Origin of the sequence: Psychrilyobacter sp. (genome assembly GCF_037132775.1) — a bacterium.
In the GTDB taxonomy this organism is placed as follows: Bacteria; Fusobacteriota; Fusobacteriia; order Fusobacteriales; family Fusobacteriaceae; genus Psychrilyobacter.
In genome coordinates this window covers 1-22,866 of record NZ_JBAHZY010000101.1, presented here as the reverse complement: position 1 = coordinate 22,866, position 22,866 = coordinate 1, and the positions used below count along the sequence as shown (strand labels likewise).

At 27.3% G+C, this 22,866-nt stretch carries 19 protein-coding genes; 11 read left to right on the top strand and 8 right to left on the bottom strand.

Translation table 11 applies throughout. From position 1 onward, the window contains the following. Positions 1 to 91 precede the first annotated feature (91 nt). From brxC to V5784_RS06665, 5 genes are all read right to left on the bottom strand, one after another. Entirely contained in the window at positions 92 to 3,811 is a 3,720-nt protein-coding gene (brxC, locus tag V5784_RS06685) for a BREX system P-loop protein BrxC (protein WP_336888258.1), read from the bottom strand. Between the two features lie 69 nt (positions 3,812 to 3,880). Then, positions 3,881 to 4,057, bottom strand: a complete 177-nt coding sequence (locus tag V5784_RS06680) for a ribbon-helix-helix domain-containing protein (protein ID WP_336888257.1) — start codon at positions 4,055 to 4,057, stop codon at positions 3,881 to 3,883. 293 nt (positions 4,058 to 4,350) lie between these two features. Then, positions 4,351 to 5,064 (bottom strand): hypothetical protein, encoded by a 714-nt coding sequence (locus V5784_RS06675; RefSeq protein ID WP_336888256.1) that lies wholly within the window; start codon positions 5,062 to 5,064, stop codon positions 4,351 to 4,353. Beyond that, positions 5,048 to 5,794, bottom strand: a complete 747-nt coding sequence (locus V5784_RS06670; protein WP_336888255.1) for a ParA family protein — start codon at positions 5,792 to 5,794, stop codon at positions 5,048 to 5,050. The genes V5784_RS06675 and V5784_RS06670 overlap by 17 nt, the downstream gene beginning before the upstream one ends. Next, a complete protein-coding gene (locus V5784_RS06665) occupies positions 5,781 to 7,463 on the bottom strand; it encodes a hypothetical protein (protein ID WP_336888254.1) in 1,683 nt (560 codons plus the stop codon). The genes V5784_RS06670 and V5784_RS06665 overlap by 14 nt, the downstream gene beginning before the upstream one ends. 1,081 nt (positions 7,464 to 8,544) lie before the next feature. On the opposite strand from V5784_RS06665, the gene V5784_RS06660 reads away from it, so the two are divergent. The 4 genes from V5784_RS06660 (at position 8,545) to V5784_RS06645 (ending at position 13,695) form a co-directional block, all read left to right on the top strand. Continuing rightward, entirely contained in the window at positions 8,545 to 9,609 is a 1,065-nt protein-coding gene (locus V5784_RS06660) for a tyrosine-type recombinase/integrase (RefSeq protein ID WP_336888253.1), read from the top strand. A gap of 51 nt (positions 9,610 to 9,660) precedes the next feature. Beyond that, a complete protein-coding gene (locus tag V5784_RS06655) occupies positions 9,661 to 10,323 on the top strand; it encodes a GIY-YIG nuclease family protein (protein ID WP_336888252.1) in 663 nt (220 codons plus the stop codon). Between the two features lie 1,565 nt (positions 10,324 to 11,888). Continuing rightward, positions 11,889 to 12,101 (top strand): hypothetical protein, encoded by a 213-nt coding sequence (locus tag V5784_RS06650; RefSeq protein ID WP_336888251.1) that lies wholly within the window; start codon positions 11,889 to 11,891, stop codon positions 12,099 to 12,101. Then, complete coding sequence (locus V5784_RS06645; RefSeq protein WP_336888250.1) at positions 12,094 to 13,695, top strand: tetratricopeptide repeat protein; 1,602 nt, start codon at positions 12,094 to 12,096, stop codon at positions 13,693 to 13,695. The genes V5784_RS06650 and V5784_RS06645 overlap by 8 nt, the downstream gene beginning before the upstream one ends. Positions 13,696 to 13,759: 64 nt before the next feature. On the opposite strand, the gene V5784_RS06640 is transcribed toward V5784_RS06645, so the two are convergent. The 3 genes from V5784_RS06640 to V5784_RS06630 all read right to left on the bottom strand — a co-directional run bounded on the left by V5784_RS06640 (position 13,760) and on the right by V5784_RS06630 (position 16,714). Next, a complete protein-coding gene (locus V5784_RS06640; RefSeq protein WP_336888249.1) occupies positions 13,760 to 14,263 on the bottom strand; it encodes an antirestriction protein ArdA in 504 nt (167 codons plus the stop codon). A gap of 217 nt (positions 14,264 to 14,480) precedes the next feature. Continuing rightward, a complete protein-coding gene (locus tag V5784_RS06635; protein WP_336888248.1) occupies positions 14,481 to 15,374 on the bottom strand; it encodes an Abi family protein in 894 nt (297 codons plus the stop codon). Between the two features lie 770 nt (positions 15,375 to 16,144). Then, complete coding sequence (locus V5784_RS06630) at positions 16,145 to 16,714, bottom strand: 6-carboxytetrahydropterin synthase (RefSeq protein WP_336888247.1); 570 nt, start codon at positions 16,712 to 16,714, stop codon at positions 16,145 to 16,147. Positions 16,715 to 17,325: 611 nt separating this feature from the next. Here V5784_RS06630 and V5784_RS06625 point away from each other — a divergent pair. From V5784_RS06625 to V5784_RS06595, 7 genes are all read left to right on the top strand, one after another. Next, positions 17,326 to 17,700: a transcriptional repressor gene (locus V5784_RS06625; protein WP_336888246.1), complete on the top strand. Its 375-nt coding sequence runs from the start codon at positions 17,326 to 17,328 to the stop codon at positions 17,698 to 17,700. Positions 17,701 to 18,026: 326 nt separating this feature from the next. Continuing rightward, positions 18,027 to 18,317 (top strand): hypothetical protein, encoded by a 291-nt coding sequence (locus V5784_RS06620; protein ID WP_336888245.1) that lies wholly within the window; start codon positions 18,027 to 18,029, stop codon positions 18,315 to 18,317. Continuing rightward, positions 18,298 to 18,570, top strand: a complete 273-nt coding sequence (locus V5784_RS06615; RefSeq protein ID WP_336888244.1) for a plasmid stabilization system — start codon at positions 18,298 to 18,300, stop codon at positions 18,568 to 18,570. The genes V5784_RS06620 and V5784_RS06615 overlap by 20 nt, the downstream gene beginning before the upstream one ends. Positions 18,571 to 19,666: 1,096 nt before the next feature. Further along, entirely contained in the window at positions 19,667 to 20,926 is a 1,260-nt protein-coding gene (locus V5784_RS06610) for a tetratricopeptide repeat protein (RefSeq protein ID WP_336888243.1), read from the top strand. 47 nt (positions 20,927 to 20,973) lie between these two features. Next, positions 20,974 to 21,096 (top strand): hypothetical protein, encoded by a 123-nt coding sequence (locus V5784_RS06605; RefSeq protein ID WP_336888242.1) that lies wholly within the window; start codon positions 20,974 to 20,976, stop codon positions 21,094 to 21,096. Between the two features lie 224 nt (positions 21,097 to 21,320). Further along, a complete protein-coding gene (locus V5784_RS06600; protein ID WP_336888241.1) occupies positions 21,321 to 21,443 on the top strand; it encodes a hypothetical protein in 123 nt (40 codons plus the stop codon). A 114-nt stretch (positions 21,444 to 21,557) separates the two neighbouring features. Continuing rightward, positions 21,558 to 22,637, top strand: a complete 1,080-nt coding sequence (locus V5784_RS06595) for a radical SAM protein (RefSeq protein ID WP_336888240.1) — start codon at positions 21,558 to 21,560, stop codon at positions 22,635 to 22,637. The last annotated feature ends 229 nt before the right edge of the window (positions 22,638 to 22,866 follow it).

Below are 22,866 nucleotides of genomic sequence, written 5' to 3'. Positions count from 1 at the left end.
TAAAAGTTCTCCTCTCCTTGACATTTAGAAATCACTTTTTATTTATAAGAGATTTCTAATACTCATCATCGGGAGAGAACCAGAGAGAGGGTTACTTTATATCTACTATTTTTCCCTCTGCTGCTGCTTTTAGAGCTTTTTCTTTTAATTGGTTGATTTCTCTTTCCAATTTTTCAAAATATGCATTTACTTCTTCTTTAGTTTCTAGATTATACGCATTTCCTACCCTTAACTTATTCAATGAAATTCTTTCTTTCTTTTTAACTTTTCCTTCGGCTTCTTTTATATAGCCTTCCTTTTCTTTCTCAGCTATTTTTATTAAACTCTCTATATTTTTTATTGGATTTTCACTAACATCTGTTATTAATTTGACAAATTCTTTCTCTATATTTTGTTTGAGTTTATCTTCTCCATCTTTATCTGCTACCTTCACTAATGTTTCATTCTTTAGAGTTAGTATCTCTCTTTTTATTTCACTTTTGTATGCTCTATCTATCTCATCAACTATATTTTCTAACCTTTTTCCCTTTGTCAATGTTTGAATATTTCTCTCTTTGGAAATACCTACTTTAAATCGCTCTATTTTTTCAGTTGCACTACTCAATAAATTCTCTCTATTTTGTAATAGATGTAAAAAATTCTCTAATATTTTATCAGCTTTATTAGTTAATACTTCTACTTCTTTAGAGATAATATCAGACTCTTGTGTTTCTATATTTAAGATTAGGTCATTTATCAATCTGACTTTGCTATAAGGAGCTTTATCCTCTAGGATAACATTTAAATTTTCATATGCTTCACTCTCTTTTACTATACCTATATAATCTTGATAGTGATGAATTTCTTCTATTTTCTTTTGACCCTTTATAAATAATCCTTTTTTGTGTGAAGTTAAAAAATCTTTTACATCATCATATTTTCCAGATATATCATCTAGATCCTTAGCTATTTTCAAAAATTCTTTTAATACTTTCTCTCCATTCCCTCTTATATTTAAGATCTCGTCTAATAACTCTTTCCATTCATTCAGATCTTTTTCTCCTGGTAGCTCTTCCTTTTGACATTCTTTTATATACCTATCAACTTCTCCATGTTTCGCTCCAATAATCTTCTTAAATTCTTCTTTTGGATTATCAGTCGTTACATCATTAGTATCTCTCCAAAACTTTTTCATAGTATTATTAACTTTTTTTAGAAGTTCTATGTCTATTTCTTCCTTTGGCTGGATCAATAGTTTTTCCAAAGTTTTAGTTTGACTCTTTGTAAGGTATTTTATAGCTTCCCTCGGTTCACTGATCCTTTCTCCAGACTCTTCAATATTGATTAATTTATAAACCCATAATTCAGCTATCAGACCATTAATTGTCATCTTATCCCAGCCATAAGGTTTTACACTATAATAATCTACTAAGTCTTTCGCAGTTAATCTGTTCCCTCTGGATTTTTGAAGTTCTATTCTATTTTTTATCTCAGTTATTGCTCCCCTATTTGGGTTAGTATCCAAATCTTTATTAATATTCATGAGTTGATTACTAGAATCAAATGAAATTGACAAAACACTTTCTATTCTTTTTTGATCATATTTTATTTTAACTAAGGCAGCACTTTTAAATCTAAAATTAGCTGCTGCTTTTAGAGCTTCTCCTATTCTTTTTTTAGGTTCTTTCTTTTTAATATCTTTTTCATGACCGCCTATGTATACCAAAGAATTTTTTATTATTTCTTCTAATAGATGTAATATTCTTTTCTTCCTATTGCCATTTTCCCTTTGTTTACTCTCAATTATTTTCTGAATATTTTCCCTAGAGTTAGATCTATTCTTCTTTAGGTATGCTTCTATTTTTAAAGAAGTTTCTATCTCATCAAAAAAATCAGATTCCTCAGGAAGTTTTATAATCAGGTCATATCCCTCTCTAGCACCAGTCATGGCTATTTTATCATATTCATCGGCTCCTGGAGTTAATATGACCAAATCTAGCTGTCCTCCAGGTCTTCCAAATCTTTCCTCATCGATCATTCTATTAAATTGATATTTATTACCTGTTTCTTCTACAACAATACTATTTTCAGTAAAGATATCTTCAAATATATATTCATCTAGACTTCTATACTTATCTTTAACTTCTATTATTTCTTGATCTATCTCTCTATTTATATCCTGTTCTTCATTTGTTAAAAAATAGTATCTATCGGCATCTCTTTGAATTAATACCTCTCTTTCTAATCTTTTAAGAGCACTCTTTAATTTCTTCTCTAACTGGATCTTATTACAATCAATACTATCTATCATAAAGCACGTCAAGTTCTCTACAGTGGGTGCTACAGTGTCGTCTATACCCTTCAATAGGAATAATAGCTTTAATACATCAATTTCAAACTCACTACATCTCTTTTCATTTCTTGCTTGGACAAATGGTCTTCTAACATCATCTTCTAAAAATTGCTCTATAGATTCATAAAAATAATGAAATGGAACTAAACTTCCCACTTCTTTATCTGCCATTTTTACTCCTGCCTCTTGGAATGCTCCTAGTAATGATCTTTCTCCTCTAGACATATGTTTTCCTGAATGTCCCATGTTTCTTACTTTATCCAAAACCTTTTGTAGGAGATTAAACTGATATCCTACAAATGGGTATGCCTCAGAAAAATCAAACTTATCATCATAAATCTTTTGAGTCACTCCATCCTTTGAAAAAGTAATCAAATTATTTATATCAACCCTTCTGTTTTCATATAACTTCTCTAAATCTTCTTTTTCAATTTCTCTTTTTTCTAATAATCTCCTTTTAATAACTTCATCAATATTACTACTTGATAGGGATAACATCGTTTTAAATCTACCTTGTATCTTTGCAAAGTCTACCCTTTTGGTATTACTTTCTTTTAGAATTTCATCTATATTTTGTTGTGATGTCACTCCTACCCATACTCTACCGTTAAATTTTACACCTAGATTTTCAACGATGGTCTGAAGGTTTAACATAAGATTTACATTATCTCCAATATATTGCCCTATTTCATCGACTAAAAATAATATTCTATGATCTTTTCCTTTTAGCTTTAAATATGAATCTAAATAATCACAGAAACTATCAGGGCTTACAGATTCTTTATTGTCATCGTTTAACCATCTCTCTGCTGCATCAACAGAAAAACTTTTAACATTTAGTTCTTCTATCGTTTCTAAAAAATCATCAGATATAAAATGCATATTTCTTCTACTATCTTCCCAATTATCTCCTGAAATTTCTTCAAATAAATCCTTAAACTTTTCAAAAATTCCTAATTCCCAAAATCTTCTTTCTAAACTAGCAACCTTTATATCATCTCTAGAGAATCCAAGATGCTCATTGAATTTCTTTTGAAAAGCTAATACTATACTATCTTTATTTTGATTTGTATCTTGATCACTTACATTATCTATATTAAACATTATTACATCAGTTTTTTTATCTGAAGATTTTACTATGTTCCCACAAAGTATTGGATCATCGATTTTCTCTTCAAAATAATCTGATGTCTTTTTCCCATTATGTTCTTTATTATCTACAACGTGACCTAGCATCTTTAGTAAATGTGATTTACCAGACCCAAAAAATCCTGATATCCAAATCCCCATATCCTCTGTATTATTATTCATTGAATCTGAATATCTATCAAATAACTTACTCATATGCTTTCTAATTTCTTCAGTCACCACATATTCTTCTAATTCATTTATAACTGTTTCTTCTTTATTATTTTCTGCCTTTATGACTCCGTTTATATTTCTACTTATTGATTTTTTTAACGTATCTTGAATATTCACATCTACCTCCGATTTATCTTCTCATATTATTTCCTCTATCTAGGTGCAACATCACATTGCTTTTTTATTTTATTTGTTTTTAATATCTATTTTTATCTCTTCCAAATATTTTTCCAAAGAAACCTCAATCAATCTATTTACTGGAATACCCTCTTCTTCACTTATCTTTTTCAATTGATCTAAAAGCTCTATTTTAATAGTTGTACTAAAAGCTTTTCTCTTGGTCTTATTTTTAGGTCTTCCCATAATTTCACCTCTTTTTTTATATTAAATAGTTTTTTCTTTACAAAACTAATTATACCTCATTTTTCTTCCACTTGCTATAACATCTATATATTCTGTTTCTTTTTTCTGAGTTAGTAAAATTAATTACTCGGATCTCTCAAAGTTATTCTAAGAGATTAAACTTTCAAACTAGAGCACCAACATTACTTATAGTTGAAACCCCCGAAAAATCGAAGATTAGAGAGTATGCAGCTGGACTTTAACATAAAAAAGATAGATTCTATATATAATAAAATCTACCTTTTATTTTGTTTCTACATGTATAATCCATTTTGAAGATTATCCTTTTTTTTCAAAAAGTCTTCTTTTTGAATATATAGTTTTTTTAGATTTTTCTCCCTTTCTTTTATATCTTTTTCAAGATATGAAAGTTCTTTATCTATAACTATTATTTTTTCTTCCTTGGTCTCTATTATTTCTGCCTCTATTATTTCAGATTCCTCTTTTTCGAGCACGCTCGAAAATCTAATTTTTTCTAAGATGTTTCGTTCTTCAACTATAGCTTTCCCAGTAATAATTCCACCTTTGACTACTTTTTCTTTCAATTCTTTTGGTGTTTTTTTATTGATAGTTTCCTTAATTGCTCTATTTGAAAGTGAAAGAATATTATTTAAATAATTAGGATACTCTAAACTTAAGTTATACCTTCCTCTAAAAAGATATACCTGATCCTTATTTAACCCTAAAGAAAAATACCACGTCACAAAACTATTTGGATCATTTTCTTCAGTAGAATATTTTTTAAAAACTTCCCTAGCTAATTCAAGAGATTCTCCTATTTTGCAAGCAATTTCTCCTATTTTAGCTCCTTCATTAACTATCTTTTTCTCTAAAGATATAAGTTTATCTTTATCTTGGATCTCTAACTCTAAGTTGCTATAATCAAAAATAGGATTATATTTAACTATGTCATTTTTTTCTTCCGAAAAGTCATACTTTTTCTTTTGTCTTTTAAATCCAGCCACCATGCATCAGCTCCTCTACAAGTTGTGTATAATCTTTTGCTCCATTCCCTTTAGGATCTGACTCAAATATTGTCTTTCTTTCATTTGGAGCTTCTTGGAGCTTTACCGTATGCCTAATAAATGAGTCCATAACACCTTCATATTCATTTTTAAGATAATCTATTATTTCCATAGGATTATTTGCTCTTGTGTTCACCATAGTACAGAAGATCTTAAGAGGAATTTTTTTTTCCATCTCAAGTTCTATTTCCTCTTTAAATCCCTGGAGTATGTCTAATCCCTCTAATGAATAAAGTTGTGGTTGAGTAGGCACAAGGATCAAATCTGATGCTATTAAAGCATTCTTTTCTTTCAATTCCATATCTGGTCTACAATCTATAATACAATAATCATAGTTTTCTTTTATTTTATTAAGTGATTTTGAAAGAATTAATTCTTTAAAAACTCTATCTTCTATTTCTTTTTCGAGCTTTCTCATCTTTATATCGCCTGGTATAAGATCAAATCCATTTGCATTGTGGATTACTTCTGATATTGGTACTCTATTTGCCATAACATTAAATATTGTATTTTCAAATTCTTCTCCTGTTATCGAGACAGTTAAATTTCTTTGATAATCAAGATCAACAAGAAGAACTTTTTTCCCAAGCATTTTTAATCTACCAGCGATGTTGACTGCTGATGTAGTTTTTCCAGTTCCACCTTTTTGATTAATTAAACTAATTACTTTCATTTAATCCTCCCAACTCATCTTTAATAACTTTTACTATATAATTTTTTTCTATAGTTTTAAATATCTTTTCATGGACACTTGTAAATTTTTTGCCTCCAGTAAATTTCATATAATTTTCAATTGCTTTTTCTTTTATAATTTGTTGTTTTTCTGTTTTCATATCTAAATACATAGTATATATTAAATCTAACATCTCATTTGTTCCAGATTGTACTTTAGTTTCTTCTACTATTTCAGCTTCTATTATCGCGTTATTTTTTGGTAATTTAACTTCTTTTTTTACTGGTCGCTCAAAATTTTCATTAGGTATTCTTTTTGATACTCCATTGATATATTGAACAAGAGTTGTTGTTATATCTTGTTTTAAATTCTTATATATAGTTTTTAAAAGAAAGATTGTATATTCTTCTCCTTCTTTATCCAATAAATTTTTAATTTCATTATCAACTCTTTTATTCCAAGCTTTTGATACAAAAATATTTCTTTTAACTTTTTCTATTTCTTTTTCAATCCTATCGGGATTATTTTTAATTAATGGTAATGTCATTGATTTTTGTTTTTGATTATCTAATTTCAATTTATTTTTTTCATTTAATTTAAGAGTATATGTTGTAATTATACCCATTTTTTCTCCGAATACATAAGAAAATTCATAAACTTTATTTCCATGATAAATACTTTTATATTCTTTTAAATAACCCAATTCTACAAGAAGTTTCATATGTTCTTCTATCCTCTGGTTCACTTCTTTTCTTCTACAAGTATAATAATCTTTTTCTCCATATTTAGTTTTTTTAGTTATCTTTGTCTCTACTTCATATGGAACAACCATTGCTAAGGCTTCTAAAAGAGATGTATCTTTAGTTTTTGCAAACCTTTTTTTAGCAATATATCTAAATATTCTTAAAGCAGATCTACTGTATTTTGATATATCCTTTCTAGAACTTTCAGTAAAATATAAATAATTTTTATTTTGCAAGGCTCTTTGAAGAAGTGTCGCACTTGGCATTATTTTATAATAGATTTTTCTACCATCTTTAAATTTTTGATAATTAAGTAATTTAAAAGTATCAGTTTCAAATATATAATTGCTTTGCTTTGCTTTTTTAGAATTTTCAGTTTCAAAATAATATTCTGTAAATTTCATATTATTAAGAGCTTTTTCTACTTTCGTGTAAATAGATTGACTTTTCAATATTTTAAGGTAATTTAAAAGTTCTTCAATTGTAAAATTTATTTCTATATTATTAATAATATTCTCTTTTAATTTTTCTTTTATCTCAAATGAAAGATTTTCTTCATTTTCTATATTCAATGATTCACCTTTGTATATTTCAAAAGATTTTTGAATTACAAACTCAAAAATACTCTCTTCAAATTCTGAAGGTTGCTGTATATTCTTCTCTTGAGAAGTTATATTACAATACATTTTTATCCCAAAATCAGTAAATTTATAAACTAAATTAACTTTTTTATTCTTTTTTCTAGTAAAAAATGGCAAACTAATATGATCTAAACTAGAAATTTCCCATTTTTCATCTGAATGACCATAGGTTATTATTTTGGTTTCTATTTCTTTTAAATCTTTTTTTATTATTTCAAGTTTAGAATTTTCTAGACTCCCAGCCATATCAAACAAAGCATAAGATTTTTTAAGATCTTTTTTCATATTAGTCTCCCTAATCACAATATTATATTCTCCACAACTACGATGATATCCTATATAGTTTAACTCATTTTCAAGAAAATTCCAACATAATTTATTAAATTTCTATAAATAATAGGGTTAAAAACCATCGCCTTCTAGGAGAATTTAATAATACCAATGCTTTTAATAACATCTACCTTAGGGAGAATATAGAAATACCAGTACTTTTAATACCATCATCATTAGGGAGAATTTATAAAAAGCCTTTACCCTAATAAATTCAAGCTTAAATAACATCTGTCTTAGGGAGAATCTAATGATACCAGTACTTTTAATAACATCGTCATTGGGGAGAATCTATGAAAAGTATTTACCCTAATAAATTCAAGCTTAAATAACATCTGCCTTAGGGAGAATCCAATGATACCAAGGTTTTTAATTACATCGTCGTTGGGGAGAATCTTCTGAAAGTCTTTACGCCAGTAAAATTAAGCTTATATAGCATCCCTATTAGGGAGAACCTAATAATAGCAACGCTTTTAATAACATCATCATTAGGGAGAACCTATGGAAAGCCTCTATCCCAATAGATTCAACCTTAGATAACATCCTCTTTAGGGAGAACCTAATAATAGCAATGCTTAAAATCACATCGTCATTGAGGAGAATAATTTTTATAGCTAATCCTTTCTATCCATTATAAATAAAGGGGAAGAAAAGTTTATCAAAATGATCAAAAAAGGGACTACATATATACATATATACATAATACATACTATATAGTTTTTTTAGTTTTCAAATAAATATAAATATATATTTATCCTCTAACAATTATATCTGAAATTTTAAAAATTACAAATAAGCCCTAATTCCCCATATAAGGACTATAAAACTATTTACTATGCAAGGACTACTAAATCTAACTGCATATATAAATTTAAGCTCATAACCAAGCTTAAAAGAGATTATAAATTCATTATCCTAAGATATATGTTTTGGAATTTAAAAGTTAATCTCCTATATGTAATTTTATTGCTAACATTTTTATAGAATAATATTAACTTTTACTATATATATATAAGGATTATTGGGGGTGAATCAAATGATTACAGAAGCTATATTCCGTATGCTTAAAAAACTTCAGAATCAAGAGGTTAAAGATGACTTGGAAATCATCAATGGTGAGTTCTATTATAATGGCCAAGTAATGGATAAAGAGGCTCGGAAATTATTTTATGAGAGGAAAGAAAGAGAATTAAAAGAGAAGAGAAATGAAATAATAACAGAAGTCAAAAGTAAAAGTGAAGAGGTAAAAAATGAAGGTCTAGAGGTCAGGGGGAATTTAGAAGAATATACTACTGAAGGTGTAAATTTGAAAGGAAAGAGAGGAAGACCTCCCAAGCTAGAAAAGTTTTATATTTTTTTACGAGCTTCTGAACATAGTCAAAATACTTTGAAAACTTACAAGTCAGCCATAAAGTTTTGGGATGGAGTGGCAAGATCTAATAATAAAACTATCTATAACTTGGGTATTGAGGAATTGGAGAAGGGAATAATGTCAAAGGATATAAATACTAAGAGAAAATTAGTATCTGCATTGAAGCAGCTAGGGAAATGGTATCTAAGAAGTGACTACCCTAAACTATATATAGAATTGAATAAGCTCGTAATCATAGGACATAAAAGCAGGATACCTGCAACTAAGAGTGAGAAGGAATTTGTTGAGATAAAAAATCATGCTAAGGATCTTATTGGAAAAGGGAAGAGAGAGGGAATCTGGCTAGGATTAATGCTTATGTGTGGGTTGAGGATCAGTGATATCCAAACTGTAGAAGCTGAGGAGGAGCAAATAAAGGTAATTGGGAAGAGAAATAAGCAGAGAATAGTTCCTGCTTCAGATTGGATATTGAAAGGATTGAAAGATCTAAAAGATACCGGAAGGGGTGGATATAAGAAACCAAGGGGAATAGTTGATAGAGGTTTGAGGAGGATGGGATATACTCATTTACATAGTTTGAGACATACTTATGCTACTATCCTATTGAAAAGAGGGTTACCGCTTAATCAGATACAGAAATTATTAGGACACAGTGATATATCCACGACTACTATATATGCTCAGACTGAGGTACCGAAGAATGTGGCGGAGTTATTGGAGAAGGATTAAGAATATAGTAATATATTTAGTAATAAATATTAAAAATAAAGGAGATTATAAATGGAAAAAAGAAAACCAAAGAGAATATTGAAAGAAGAATATGAATATTTTAGAAATTATTTAAAAGAAATTAAAAAGAATAAAATAAAATTATCGATGAAAGAAATTGAACAAATAATAGGTTGTGATTTTCTTTGCGATTCAGCTTATACTCATAAAGTTTGGTGGTCTGGAATGTCACATCCACTTTCTAAAATATGGTTAGAAGAAGGTTTTAAATTAAAAGGATTAGAGCTTGGTTTACACATTGTATTAGTTAAAAATCAAACTAAATTATTAAAGAAAATAGGATTTAAAAAAATAGGGGATTGGTCTAGAGAAAATAGAAAACTTAAACATAATATTTCATCAACTTGTTTGGAAGAACGTAATTTATTATATTCTTTTATTGTGAACGATGAAATAAAATATATAGGGAAAACAACAAATTTATTAAAACAACGGATGTATCAATATCAAAACCCTGGACCTAGCCAAAGTACAAATATAAAAAATAATAAAAATATTTTAAAATTGTTGGAAGAAAATGAAAATGTTGAAATTTATATTTTTAAAGAAGAAAAACCAATAATTTATAATGATATTAGAATTAATTTATCAGCAGGGTTGGAAGATCCTTTAATAAATAAATTTAAACCAGAGTGGAATCGAGTTGGCAAATAAGATTTTATAAGTACAAACATAAGGGGAAGAAATTCAAAAGTCCTTAGAAAGGAAATGAGAGCCTCGGAAAAATAGAGGTTTATGGCGGAGCGACCTTTTGCCTTAAACAGAGGTTTTGAATTTAAAAAGTGAGAAAATAGAATTAACCGTGTTCATTTTAGTTAATTTTATTTTCTCATAGGATATATTACAAAAAAATAAAAACTTCTCACCTGTAATAGTCACACAGTTGGGAAGTTTTTATTTTACTATTTTATTTAAGGAAAGAAAGAAATGAAAAAATATTACTATTTTCATTTGCTTATACTAGTTAGTCGAAGAAAGTGGTGGGAAAGTTTAAAAGATATTTAATTTTTAGGACTTAAGAGAGAAAAAGCATAAAAAAAGCGGTGAAAAATTCACTCGCTTTTTTTGTTTAATATTATATATATATAATTATACAGTTTCAATGTTTGAAACTTGAGGATTTTTGTTCCTCTTTATTGATCTGAAAAAAATGTGCGTATTAATCGTTCCCGTCTTCTGCTAAAATCAATCCAAATCCTTTACCGACATTTAACTGTTACTAGCATTATAATATCATAAAAGTTATTAGAAGTAAAGTTTTTTATTTGAAAATAAGTTTTATTAAGTATAAGATAAATAATTTGTCTCTATAAAATGTACAAAAAAGGATATCCGAGACCGCTTATCCCTGCCATACTTCAAGGATCGCTCCGGGAATGAACTTCGTGCTGTTCTAACCAGAGGGTCAATAGATGGCAGATATGGTCGAGGTTCCACCGATCCTGGACTTATTGACTCCGCAAAGTGCTACCCCATATGGATCGCACTCTACAGATGAAGGGGGCATATCCGGTAAGGCAGGATACAAACTCTTCCTTTTGATGGTTTCCCTTTGAGAATAAAGGGAAACCGAGGTTTGAGCTGAAGAAGAAAAAAAATTATACCCGTAAAGGGCATCACCAAAATACTAGAAATTTACGCTGTAAATTAAGAATTTTGCGAAAGGCGGGGATGGGCAGTAGATTCCATCCAGGAGGGGTGGGGAAGGGTTTGAAGTCTTACAGTGAATCGCTATGGGGAGCTTATGAGGTGCCTGTACTTTCAGCCGTGACGCAAGTAGCCCATTCCTACCGAATGTTCTATAGAAAAGTGGAGGGGCTATAAAATATGATAGTCACGGAAAGGGCTATCCCTACGATGCTACACCGAGCGAATGCGGACGAGCTGAATCCCCCATATGAGTATCCCCTCACGAACGCTACCGCTTAGAGGGGGGGTAGCCTAGGGGAGTGTGAGGGGAACGGCGAGGGGGATGAAGTAAGCTCCCGAGGCTGGAGATCCTCCGAGTCCGTCTCCAATAAGGACGAAGGAGGAAAGCGGATATCTGGTCGTGCAGAAGCTGGTCTCCAGCCGATCTTTCGGAGAATCGTCCGGAATGTAAAACTTTAATATCTGTCTAATTGTAGTATTATAAAGTTTTGAAAGTAGTAGTAGAAAAAATTTAAGTATTGTGACACCGTGTTTTAATAGTGATATAATATATAAAAAGGGGGGATAAAATGTTTAAAGAAATCAATGAAATAATACAAACTCTATCAAAAATAAGTGAAAAAAAAATGATATTGATACTTATATTTATAATAATAATTTTTCTAATCAATAAATTTAACAAAAGGAATGATTCAATAAAAAATGTAACTAATACTTGTAATAATGGTTCTTGTGGAAATAAACAAGCTGGAGGAGAAATTAAAGGGGGGAAAATTGATTAAAAATATTATTAAAAATAACTCCAATGGAAATAAGCAAGCTGGAGGGCATATTATAGAAGGAAGTAACAATGTCTATATTGATAATAGAAAAGGAATTTTTTTAGATTCTAAAAAGAATATTTTAAAATTTTTTTTAGAAATGCTTCTTCCTGATAAGAAAAAAAAAGAAATAGAGAAAAAATGCTTTTATGAAAATGTTGAAACTGATTATGAAGTATTGTTTGGAGAGCTTTTAGAGGAGTGTAAAGATCAAGAAATTTATAACCTTTATTTTCAAAACAAAGATAAAATTATTTCTAAAGTAGCTATTCAGTATTTTTATTTGGCAACTATAAATCTTTCAATTAATAAATTTAAAGTTGAAAATGAAATTTTAGAATTAGCCATAAAAGATTTTAAAGACTTACCTTTTAATTATTTAAATTGTTATAATTTAGGTAATGCCTATTTAGGATTAGAACTATATTCAAAAGCAATATATTATTTTGAGGAATCTTTAAATGCTAACAATGGAAAATTTTTTAAAGCTGAGGCATTAAGGAATTTAGGTGCTTGTTATGAGAAAATAGGAAAAAAAGAAATTGCATATAAATATTATTTAGAATCATTTAGTTTAAGCCCTAATTTATTTGAAGTTTTAGTATCATTATGTAGTTATGAAATAACTGAAAATAATAATTATGAAAAAGCACTTAAATATTTTGACAGAGTAATTTTAGAAGAATTACCATACGAAAGAAAATATAGCTTTTATTCGTGGAAAGCTTTTTTAAATTTCGGGAATAATGAGTTAGATAAATCTATTAGTTATATTAATTCAGGGCTAAAATTAAATGAAAATTTAGAATATTTATGGAAATTTGGAAGAGTTGTTTTTCAAGAAGTTCAAGGAATTCAAGATATAAATTACCCTTTAAAATTATCTTTTTTTGAAAATTATACGAAAAAATATCCAACAGATGAAAATGCAAGGGCTTTACTAGGTTTTGATTATTATCATTTATTCTCCAAAGGAGATCAATCTTATTTAGAAAAATCAAAATTAAATTTAAAAAAAGCTCTTGATTTAGGATATAAAAATGATATTCCTGGTCTCGTTCATGATCGTTTGGGGCATTTAGAAGAAAAAAATGGAAATATAGATAAAGCAGAATTATATTATAATGAAGCTGTTCTTCTCAATGAATCTAGTTTTAGTTATTGTTTAGGATTTTTTTATCAAACACAAAAAAGATTTCCAGAAGCTATTAAATATCTAGAAAAAACACTTATTGAACACAGCAAAGATGATTTAACTTGGTATAATTTAGGAATTTGTTATAGAAACATAGGGAAAATAGAAAAAGCTATAGTTTGTTTGAAAAAAGCTATGGAATTAAATACTGAGTATGATCTTCCAGTATTTGCATTGGGTGAAATTTTTTATTTTAAAAAAAAATATGAAGAATCGCTTAAATACTTAAATAATTTTATGAAGAATCATTCAAATAGTAGATGTTACTTTAATGCTGAACATCTATTAAGTGTGGTAAAAATAGAAATTACTAAAAAAAAAATAGAGTTATTATATAAAGGTTTAAATGAAAAACTTTAGAGGTTTTTGCTTTTTTTGACTTCATAAATTAATTTATAAAAGATAGTCCCTAGAGGGGCTATCTCTATGTAATAAGGTAGATACAACTATCACTCTCTAAGATCTCATAGGTGCCACCAATAATAATATCTCTCCCATAGGCCTCATAATCAAAATAATCTCTAAATATATGAGGTATCCTCTGAAAATCAATGATTTCTGCAAAATAATAACCAACTAATTCTTCATCAGATAAAATGGATTCCCCACGGTCTATAATATCGATAGAAGAGCTATTATAAGCCGATAGTACATCATCTATCTGGTAGGACTGTAAGAAGTAATCTCTCACAACTCTGGGCTCTATAATCTCATAGATCTCCTCTAAGGTCTCAAAGTGATAAAAGAGAAAATTAAGCATGAGGTGACCGCCAATATCTTCAAATCTAAAGTCCCCCTCAAAATTACAGACCTCTATCTCCTCTACCCCAGAACTGTTACATACTGATATAGCTTCTTTTAAATCCTCCAAAGAACTGATCTCAAACCACCTACCAGCCCAATAATGACAAGTATCAAATGAAGCCACCTAAAAGTAAGGGATAAAGGTGGAAGTGGTGAAACCTCTGTCCTTAGCACCTTTAACTTTTAGGCAGGTTTTTAATTGGGTAAAATCGCCTGGAATGAAAAAAGAACTTGGGTATCTGTTTTAGCTGTAAGGATCTAGGAGTAAAAGTAGGAGGGGAGCCGCTGATATCTATCCAGGAAGGGTGGGGTAGGATAAAAAAAGACCTAGATTTTTAAGTCTAGATCTTAGGAGTTTCTATTAAGTATTTTAATTTATCAGGGTTCATTATTCCCATATAAATAGCTTTCCCAGGGTACTTTTTAATAAAATCATCAATTAAAGTATAAAGAGGATTAAAATCGTATTCTGGTTTTATTTTATCAATTATATATTTTATAAAAAACAATGTTCCTTCCAGATAAAACCAAGAGTGATAATTCCAATCTTTTTTTAAACTAATTTTATTATATTTTCTATTCCATACTCTACTGTTATGAGCACAAAAATTTCTTATTAAAGTCAATCTATGAAGCCATGAAGCCAGTATATCTAGACTTAAATCATATTTTTTTGATATATTTTTATTCTTTTTATAGGCTTCATAAAATCTAGAAAGATCTCCAAATGGCAGGAGTTCTACCATCATCCATAGAGGAGTATATTTTTCCTTAGTATATTTAAATCTATAATGAACCATAAAATCTTCTTTACTTCTATTTTGGTAATTTTCTAAATTAGTTAAAAAATTAGTATGACTAAAATATTTTTTTGATCCTAATTTCACTTTAAAATTATCATTATCCAAGTGTCCAAAGGTTCCAATATCATTACTTAAAACATTTGCTATCTTTGATTTTAAAGAAACCTCTATTTTTTCAAGGATTTCAAACAAAAAAGTTCTAAGTTTTTCATCGAAATTATAGGTATCTATAACTTCTAAAATATCTATATTTTTTTCAGAGAAACTATCGCCATATTCTTTTTTAGTCGAATAGATATAGCCTTTTAACTTGTAGTAATTTAAATTTTCAAGTATTATCCTTAATTGATCTTCATTGTTTACTATAAAACCATCAGATTTTATCTTTTGAATTTGCTGATCAATTGTAAAATGACTTTTGTTATATTTCATCTAATCTCTCCTATAATTATTCAAAAAAAAATCAGCCCTGGTACGCATGGTAAACCATTAAGCGCGGCTGATATATTATAAATACCTTTAATAAAAATCGTTACAACTCTTATATGGTCTATTATAGACTATATTTTGTATTTTATCAAGTTTTTGATTTTAGAAGGAATATTAAGCCAGAAAAATACTTGAAGAAAGTAGGAAAATCGCGGACAGAAAATGTAGGATATCGCAAACAAAAGTATTAAAAGTATTAAATAAAAGGACACTAGAAATCTAGTGTCCTTTTAATGCTGATTTTATTGGCCCCATTTATGAATGTTACAAAATAGGTATTAGGGAACTTTCAATTTTTTAATTAATTAGTTCCCCTCAATTTTAATTTTTTTTTAAGTTTTACTCAAGACTAATCTTAACTTTAAATTTTTAAGAAGTCAATTTTTAAAGAGAATATAAAAAGTTAGTAAATCAACAAGTAATTTGTTGTACATTTATTTGATACTATTTCAATTTTTGTTTGTAGTACTGTTCTTTTTATTGGGCTTTAGACTGTCCGAGGTAGTTAAAATACTTAATATCTGTTCAATCCCAATAGCCCCAGTAGATGTAGTGCAATTTAATTACCATTATATTTAGTTTGATTATTTCTAGTAATTTTTAGTTGTTATTTTCTATCTATGAATATACTAACAAACACAAATACCAATAGATTTTAAAAAGATGATTCCTGTAAAATACAGAAATCATCTTTTTAATGCTTAAATATTGTTCTACTTTTTTTTCTGATATCCGCACTTTGGACAAAGACCTTTTTCATCTAGAAAAATTCCACAAAGAGGACAACGGTCAAGGTTATTTTTTGTTTCAAATTCTGCAGATCCTACATTAACTCCACTAGTAAATGTAAGCTTAGCAATATTTAATTTATCTTTTAATAGTTCGTAAATAATCTTTAACATTCCTTCGATTGTTGATGTTTCCTTTGTAACAACTAAACGGCTATCAGGGTATGCAGTTGCGAGTTCTGTCTTAAATGCTTGACCCTTCATTGTATTTTGAGGAGCTCCATTTTTAATTCCTTCTTCCTCATATACCTTAAGTATTGCAGGAAGAAGTGGGTCATCTTCTCTTAAAATAAGAGCATGATCAAAGTTTTTAAGAACTTCCCAAGCGATTTTTTGGATTTCATTACATGGAAAAACCATATTAACTCCTTCATTAATAGTGTCTTCAACTTCTATAGTTAAAAGCCCTGAGTGTCCATGCAAATATTGTGCTTCCCCTTTAAACTTATAAAATCTGTGTGCATACTGTAAATCGAGTGTAGTAATACTTCTCATTAATAATTCCTCCTTTATATTTAAATTACTATAGTTAGTATATATATATAAAATATTAATATCCTTTAAATAAATTAATATTTTTTATATGTCTTTGACAAAGGGTACAGTTTAAATTTTATAATATTACTTATTATAATAAGTAATATTCCTGTATGACCATGAAGATATTATGTTTCCCCTTCAAATTCTAAAAATCTGTGTGGGTATTGAAAATCTAATTGATTTTTTGATCTCATGATTTATACCTCCTAAATAATTTATTCTATTTAACTGGCAAATTTAAACAGCAACAATAATTTTTTATTACTAAGTTTCTATGCTTTAATTTGATCTATAAAATTATCGAGATTTTTACCAGTTAATACTAGTTTAAAAATTCTTATCTCTAACAATTGAATTTCTCCATCCATCAAATTGAAATAAGTTATTACCTTTAAATGTCCCTTCAAATTACTTATTATTTACTTTTAATTTAATAGTAGTAACTGTTACTATTATTAGTATCTTATATATTTTATTATTTGTCAATTTTTTTTTTAATTTATGTTAAAATATAAGAGATACTATAGTAGCAGTTACTATTATTAATAAAAATTAGGAGGAATATTATGAAATTTTCTAAAAAAAGAGAGTTGATATTAAACTTTGTTTTAAATAGTGATAAACACCTCACAGCTGATTTTATTTATTTAGAGTTAAAAAAAGATTGTCCTGAATTAAGTTTGGGTACTGTTTATAGAAATTTATCACAACTTTCTGATAATGGACTTATAAAAAAAGTAAGCCTTAATGACCAAACAGATGTATTTGATAAAAATTTAGAAAAACATGGGCATCTTATTTGTGATGTTTGTAATTCTATATATGACATTAATCTTGATCCATTAGAAGAAGCTATTGAAAAAATATCAATAGAGAATGATATGTCTGTTAAATATTATGATATTATATTTCATGGGATTTGCGGTAAATGTAAAAATTAATATATTGGAAAATAATACAATTAGAAATAAAAAAAGATTAATGTGACATAATAAGCAATTGAAACATTCATATCCAATGTCCTAAAAAGGGCAAGTAGATAAAGTAAATCTATTTGTCCTTTTTTTACTTCTTTCAAATTTTTTCATCTTCAAATCCTTCAGTTTTCCCCTTCATATTTAATCTCATATTTTGCTATTATTTCTAATTAACAAAACAATCACAATATAGGTAAATGTCTAAAAATATTAATTTTTACCTCTTTGGATTTGAATTTTCATCATCAGTGGTGTATAATGGTGTATATACATATATGGAGGTGAGCAAAATGTCACAAACTTTAAAGAGACATAATATTTTATTCTCTGATGATGAGTGGGAAGTAATTGGAGATAAAGCTAAGGAACTAAAGGTTTCAGTAAGTGAATTTATAAGAAAAACTATGGCTAAAGAAATTAAAGAAAGAGAAAATGGGGATCTTTTAGCTTATATAAATGAAAATTGTGAAAGTGTATCGCCCGAAGAGGAGGAAGAAATTAACTTAATGTTAAAGGGAATCGATGATGATGATTACTCAGATACAGAAGAGGTGAGCATCAGTGACATTTTACAAGGTTAGATACAAAAAAGAAGCTAAAAAGTTTTTATTAAAGAATAAAAAAATTGGTTTGAAATTTCATAAGATTTTCGATGATATATCAAAAGATATTGAAAATGTTGATATGTACGATATAAAAAACCTTAAGGGATATGATAGTTTAAAAAGGTTAAGGGTGGGTAGTTATAGATCCATTTTCAAGATAGACAACGAAGGAAACTTAATAATAGTGGCTATTATAGGTTCTAGAGGAGATGTCTATAAAAAACTTTGAATTAAAAAGATTAACTATAGTAGATGATCTTATAAATGGTACCTTTTGTAAAGAATATTTTAGATCCTGATAAAAGATGATTTCTGTATTCTATAGGAGTCATTTTTTTTAGATTTCATTGGTATTTATGGTTATGATAATAGTTCAGAAATAAAAAATAACAATTAAAAGTTACTTCGTGTAATGAAACTAAATATAAAGGGAATTAGATTTACTCTTCAACCCCTTGAATTTCTCTCATCTTTTACCACCTGTTTTGCTACGATTTCTAATTAACAAATTAATCATAAAATGGAAAAATATATGAAAAAAGTTTAAGCCTACATTTTTATTATATTTCTTACTTAACAAAATGACGTTTTGTTAAGTAGGGAACGTAATGAAAAATAAAGATATAATTGCTATTATATTCATTTTAATTACTTCAAGTAATTTTTAGTTAGTCTTTTTTATCTATCATGAAAATTATTAAAAATGAATGTTTCCAATTGATTATTATAAATATTCGTTTACTTTTGAAAGAATAAAAGCAATAATAACTATAGTTTATGTTAGTAGGTTGCTCCCATAGTTATTAAAAATAAAGGCTTATAAAAATACAGACCTTTAAAAGCTACAGTTCTTACTATACTGCTAGACTTAACATGTATAACGCTCTTGGTAGGATAATTATTGTAAAAGCTATATCGCCTTCAAAATTAAAAAAACTAGTTATACTTTTTAAGTAAAAAATTATTTTGGGTTAAAAGTCTTATGAAATCCCGAAGGAAATAAGTTACACCCATTAGGTAAAGGTTCTTATCCCCCAATCCTGTATTTATTGACTAAGGGTCATGCTGTCCTATATAGAACGTGCTCTACAGGTGAAGTGGGAATATATTCCCGCCAGGGCAGGAGATGAAGACGAGTAATAAGTAAAAAATACCTGTAAAGGGCATCACCAATATTTCTAAAGTTTACTTTATAAACTAAGAATATTGTGATAATAAATGATAAATGTAGATTAAATTAGTATTTTTAAGTTAATATCAATTTATCAAAGTATGATGTAAAATAACTTTATAAGTTTACAAAATAATAAAAGGAGTTAAAATAAATGTTTTTAAGCCCAGAAGAAAAATTAATTAAATTGAGAAAAAAATATAAGATAACACAGAAAGAATTGGTAGGAAAGGAGATATCAAGAGTTTTCTTAGGAATGATTGAAGTAGGAAAAAGAGGATTTACAAAGAAAACGGGTAAAATACTATGTGAAAATATGAATAATATATTAATATCTAGGGGAATCGAAGACCGGATTAATTTCGATTATCTAATGGAATCAAAAGAAGAACAATCAAAAAAATATCTAGTTGAGTTAACAGAAAATATTGATAATACTAGTTTAATTAATTCATTATGGGATGTAGATCAAGCTATATTTGAATTAAATATGACAGAAAAAAGATGGTGGGATATAAAAATCGGGGATATTTTAAGAGATACGAAGGACAGATTAGAAGCCAGGAAATATTATAAAGATTCTTTAATAGGTAATCTAGATATAAAAATGGTAAAAGAACAAATATTAGAAATTGCGAGATTAAATTATTATCTAAATGATTTTAAAGATACTATTTTAACTGTAAATAAATTAAAAGTTCAAATATTAGAAGATAAAACTGACCTGACATTAAAAATTATGTATAATTATGCCTATGCTTTTTATAAAGAAAAAGACTATGATAATGCTCTTAAAGAATTTAAAGATCTTTTGAGAAGGTTTAAAGATAATGAATTAGAGTTTAATATAAAAAATATGATTGGAGTTTGTTATGAACAAATTGGTGAATTTAACAAGGGAATTGAGTATTATGAAAAATTAAAAAAAGGGAGAAAAAAAGAAGAAAAAATTATTATTTTAGGAAATTTATTGAGTATTGCAATTAAAAGAGATGATAAAAATTATTTAAATGAAATATATCAAAAGATAAAGCAATTATTTTTAACAACTTTGGAAAGCAATGATATATTTAATTTTGAATTAACCCTTATTTTAGCTAGAGGAGCAAAGGCTCTAGGAGAATTAAAAGAATCTAAAAAATATTATTTACAGCTTTTTTCTGAAGAAGAACATTTAAATTTTAAAAATAAATCCAAATTGGAAGCGATGTCTGAATTGTTAAGGATATTAACCAAAGAGGATTATTTAACAGTAAAAGGTCTTGAACTTAAATATTTTAATTTGATAAAAAAAGAAAAAAATTGTTATGTAATTTTAGAATTTATTAATTATTATCAAGAAAATAATTATAGAATTGATCTAAATAGTATTTTAAATAACTCTTTAAAAACTTTTTCTGTTGACAACTTATGAGGTTGCATTATAAAATACACTTAAGTACTAAAAAAGGAGGAATAAAAATGAAAAAAATAATAGTTGGTTTGTTATTATTAACGGTATTTACAGGTTTATTTGCGAATGTAACAGGAGGTCCAGCACGAAAACAACCCATGCCAATATTAGTTATAAACCAAAATAAGTAATGATTAGAAGGCTATTTAGAATTAATTTTCTAGAAAAGCCTTTTTTTTTGAATAAAAATTTAATGAAAATAAAGAAACTTTTTTTGTTGACAAAAGTAAAAGAATAAAGTATATATATAATTAACAAGTGATTAATTTGAGTTTTAAAAAGGCTTAGAAGGGAAATTTGGGTAAATTATACACCAAATTAGTCAGTGTTAATAATTTGTTAGGGAGGTATTACCATGGAGGAAAAAGGAATAAATGATAAAATTTTAGAATTATTAGAAAAAGAAATTGATAAAGAATTATTGTCTTCAACTGAAAATAATTTGATGGACATGCATAATGGAGGAATAGGCTGTTAATTGAAAAAATAGAAGGTTTCTTCATTAACATTAGATGAATAAAATAAACTAGATATAATCTAAAGAATATTTCCCTTTAAAAGCCTGAAATTTAAAAAAAATAAGGAGTCTCAAATGAGTTCATTGATATATGATATAACATCTAATTGTAATTTGGCGTGTAAACATTGCTATAATAGTAAATTTTTAAAAGGATCTGAAGAAACACTGATAAATGTGAACGAAGTTATTTCTAAAATTTTAGAAATTAAACCAGAAGTTTTGCTAATTCAAGGTGGGGAGCCTCTTTTAGTGAAAAATTTAGAGCAATTAATTGAACGAGTAAAAAGAGAAAAAATTAAAGCTTATATAACTACAAATGCAATTAGTTTTGATGAAAATAGAATAATTAATATTTTAAGAACTGGGATTTCCGGAATTTTTTTCAGTCTTGAAAGTAACGACGAGAAAAAAAATGATTTAATTCGAGGACAAGGAAGTTATAAGACCGCTATTTTTAATATTAAAAATTTCATAAAAATTTATAACTTAGCTTTAAATAAAAACATAATAAATGAAATATTAATCTGTTTATATGTTACAATAACACCTTTAAACATTAATAATAAAAATGATATAGAAAATATTTTTAAATTAGCTTCAAACCTAGGGTTAAAAGATTTATCGTTTGCTTTTTTAATTCCATCTGGAGTAGGAGAAGAATTAATAAAATTAAAAAATAGTAATTCAAATATTGATATTGCTGATTTTATTGCGGAAGTATCACAAAATTATCCGAATATAAGAGTTCGAATTCCATATAAAAAACTATTATTTGAATATTTAAATTTAAAGTTTAAAAATTTAAATATTTGGGGGGAGAAATCAAAGTGTATAGCAGGAGAAAAATTAAATTACCTAAATAAAGATTTAGAAATACATCCTTGCTCGTGCGTTAATAAATATGATTTAAATCAATTATTTATTAAGAAAAACCAAATTAAAAAAAATCAAAAGTACGATAAAAAATATTTTAAAAATTTTTATGAAGTTAAAGGTTCAAATTTTAGAAAATTACCAAATTTATGTAAAAATTGTCAACATTTAGAAGAGTGTATAAAAGTTTGCCCATATGACCTAATAATATCTAATGAAAAAATTGATATTTCTGAATGTATAGAATTAAAAAAAAGAATTAATAATTTAGTAGAGTAATTTATCCAAGATATCATAAATATCTTATATTAAAAATTTAATAAATAGAAAATCTGCTTATTTTAGCTGTGTTTTTCAATACAAGGAGTATAATGGTCGTATAAATTCATACAAAGAGTGTTTAACCTTAAGCAAAAAAATAGGGTATAATTTAAGAAAACAATATGGGGAATTTTGATTATGAATACACGAAAAACTTACTCTTCTAAGTTTAAATTTAAGATCGTTT

What these genes read in the sequence shown, in the direction of transcription:
- V5784_RS06675 (WP_336888256.1), bottom strand. Translation starts at nt 5,064, where the DNA reads ATGGTGGCTGGATTTAAAAGACAAAAGAAAAAGTATGACTTTTCGGAA.
- V5784_RS06620 (WP_336888245.1), top strand. Translation starts at nt 18,027, where the DNA reads ATGTCACAAACTTTAAAGAGACATAATATTTTATTCTCTGATGATGAG.
- V5784_RS06630 (WP_336888247.1), bottom strand. Translation starts at nt 16,714, where the DNA reads ATGAGAAGTATTACTACACTCGATTTACAGTATGCACACAGATTTTAT.
- V5784_RS06595 (WP_336888240.1), top strand. Translation starts at nt 21,558, where the DNA reads ATGAGTTCATTGATATATGATATAACATCTAATTGTAATTTGGCGTGT.
- V5784_RS06635 (WP_336888248.1), bottom strand. Translation starts at nt 15,374, where the DNA reads ATGAAATATAACAAAAGTCATTTTACAATTGATCAGCAAATTCAAAAG.
- V5784_RS06665 (WP_336888254.1), bottom strand. Translation starts at nt 7,463, where the DNA reads ATGAAAAAAGATCTTAAAAAATCTTATGCTTTGTTTGATATGGCTGGG.
- V5784_RS06605 (WP_336888242.1), top strand. Translation starts at nt 20,974, where the DNA reads ATGAAAAAAATAATAGTTGGTTTGTTATTATTAACGGTATTTACAGGT.
- V5784_RS06600 (WP_336888241.1), top strand. Translation starts at nt 21,321, where the DNA reads ATGGAGGAAAAAGGAATAAATGATAAAATTTTAGAATTATTAGAAAAA.
- V5784_RS06650 (WP_336888251.1), top strand. Translation starts at nt 11,889, where the DNA reads ATGTTTAAAGAAATCAATGAAATAATACAAACTCTATCAAAAATAAGT.
- V5784_RS06660 (WP_336888253.1), top strand. Translation starts at nt 8,545, where the DNA reads ATGATTACAGAAGCTATATTCCGTATGCTTAAAAAACTTCAGAATCAA.
- V5784_RS06670 (WP_336888255.1), bottom strand. Translation starts at nt 5,794, where the DNA reads ATGAAAGTAATTAGTTTAATTAATCAAAAAGGTGGAACTGGAAAAACT.
- V5784_RS06655 (WP_336888252.1), top strand. Translation starts at nt 9,661, where the DNA reads ATGGAAAAAAGAAAACCAAAGAGAATATTGAAAGAAGAATATGAATAT.
- V5784_RS06680 (WP_336888257.1), bottom strand. Translation starts at nt 4,057, where the DNA reads ATGGGAAGACCTAAAAATAAGACCAAGAGAAAAGCTTTTAGTACAACT.
- V5784_RS06625 (WP_336888246.1), top strand. Translation starts at nt 17,326, where the DNA reads ATGAAATTTTCTAAAAAAAGAGAGTTGATATTAAACTTTGTTTTAAAT.
- V5784_RS06610 (WP_336888243.1), top strand. Translation starts at nt 19,667, where the DNA reads ATGTTTTTAAGCCCAGAAGAAAAATTAATTAAATTGAGAAAAAAATAT.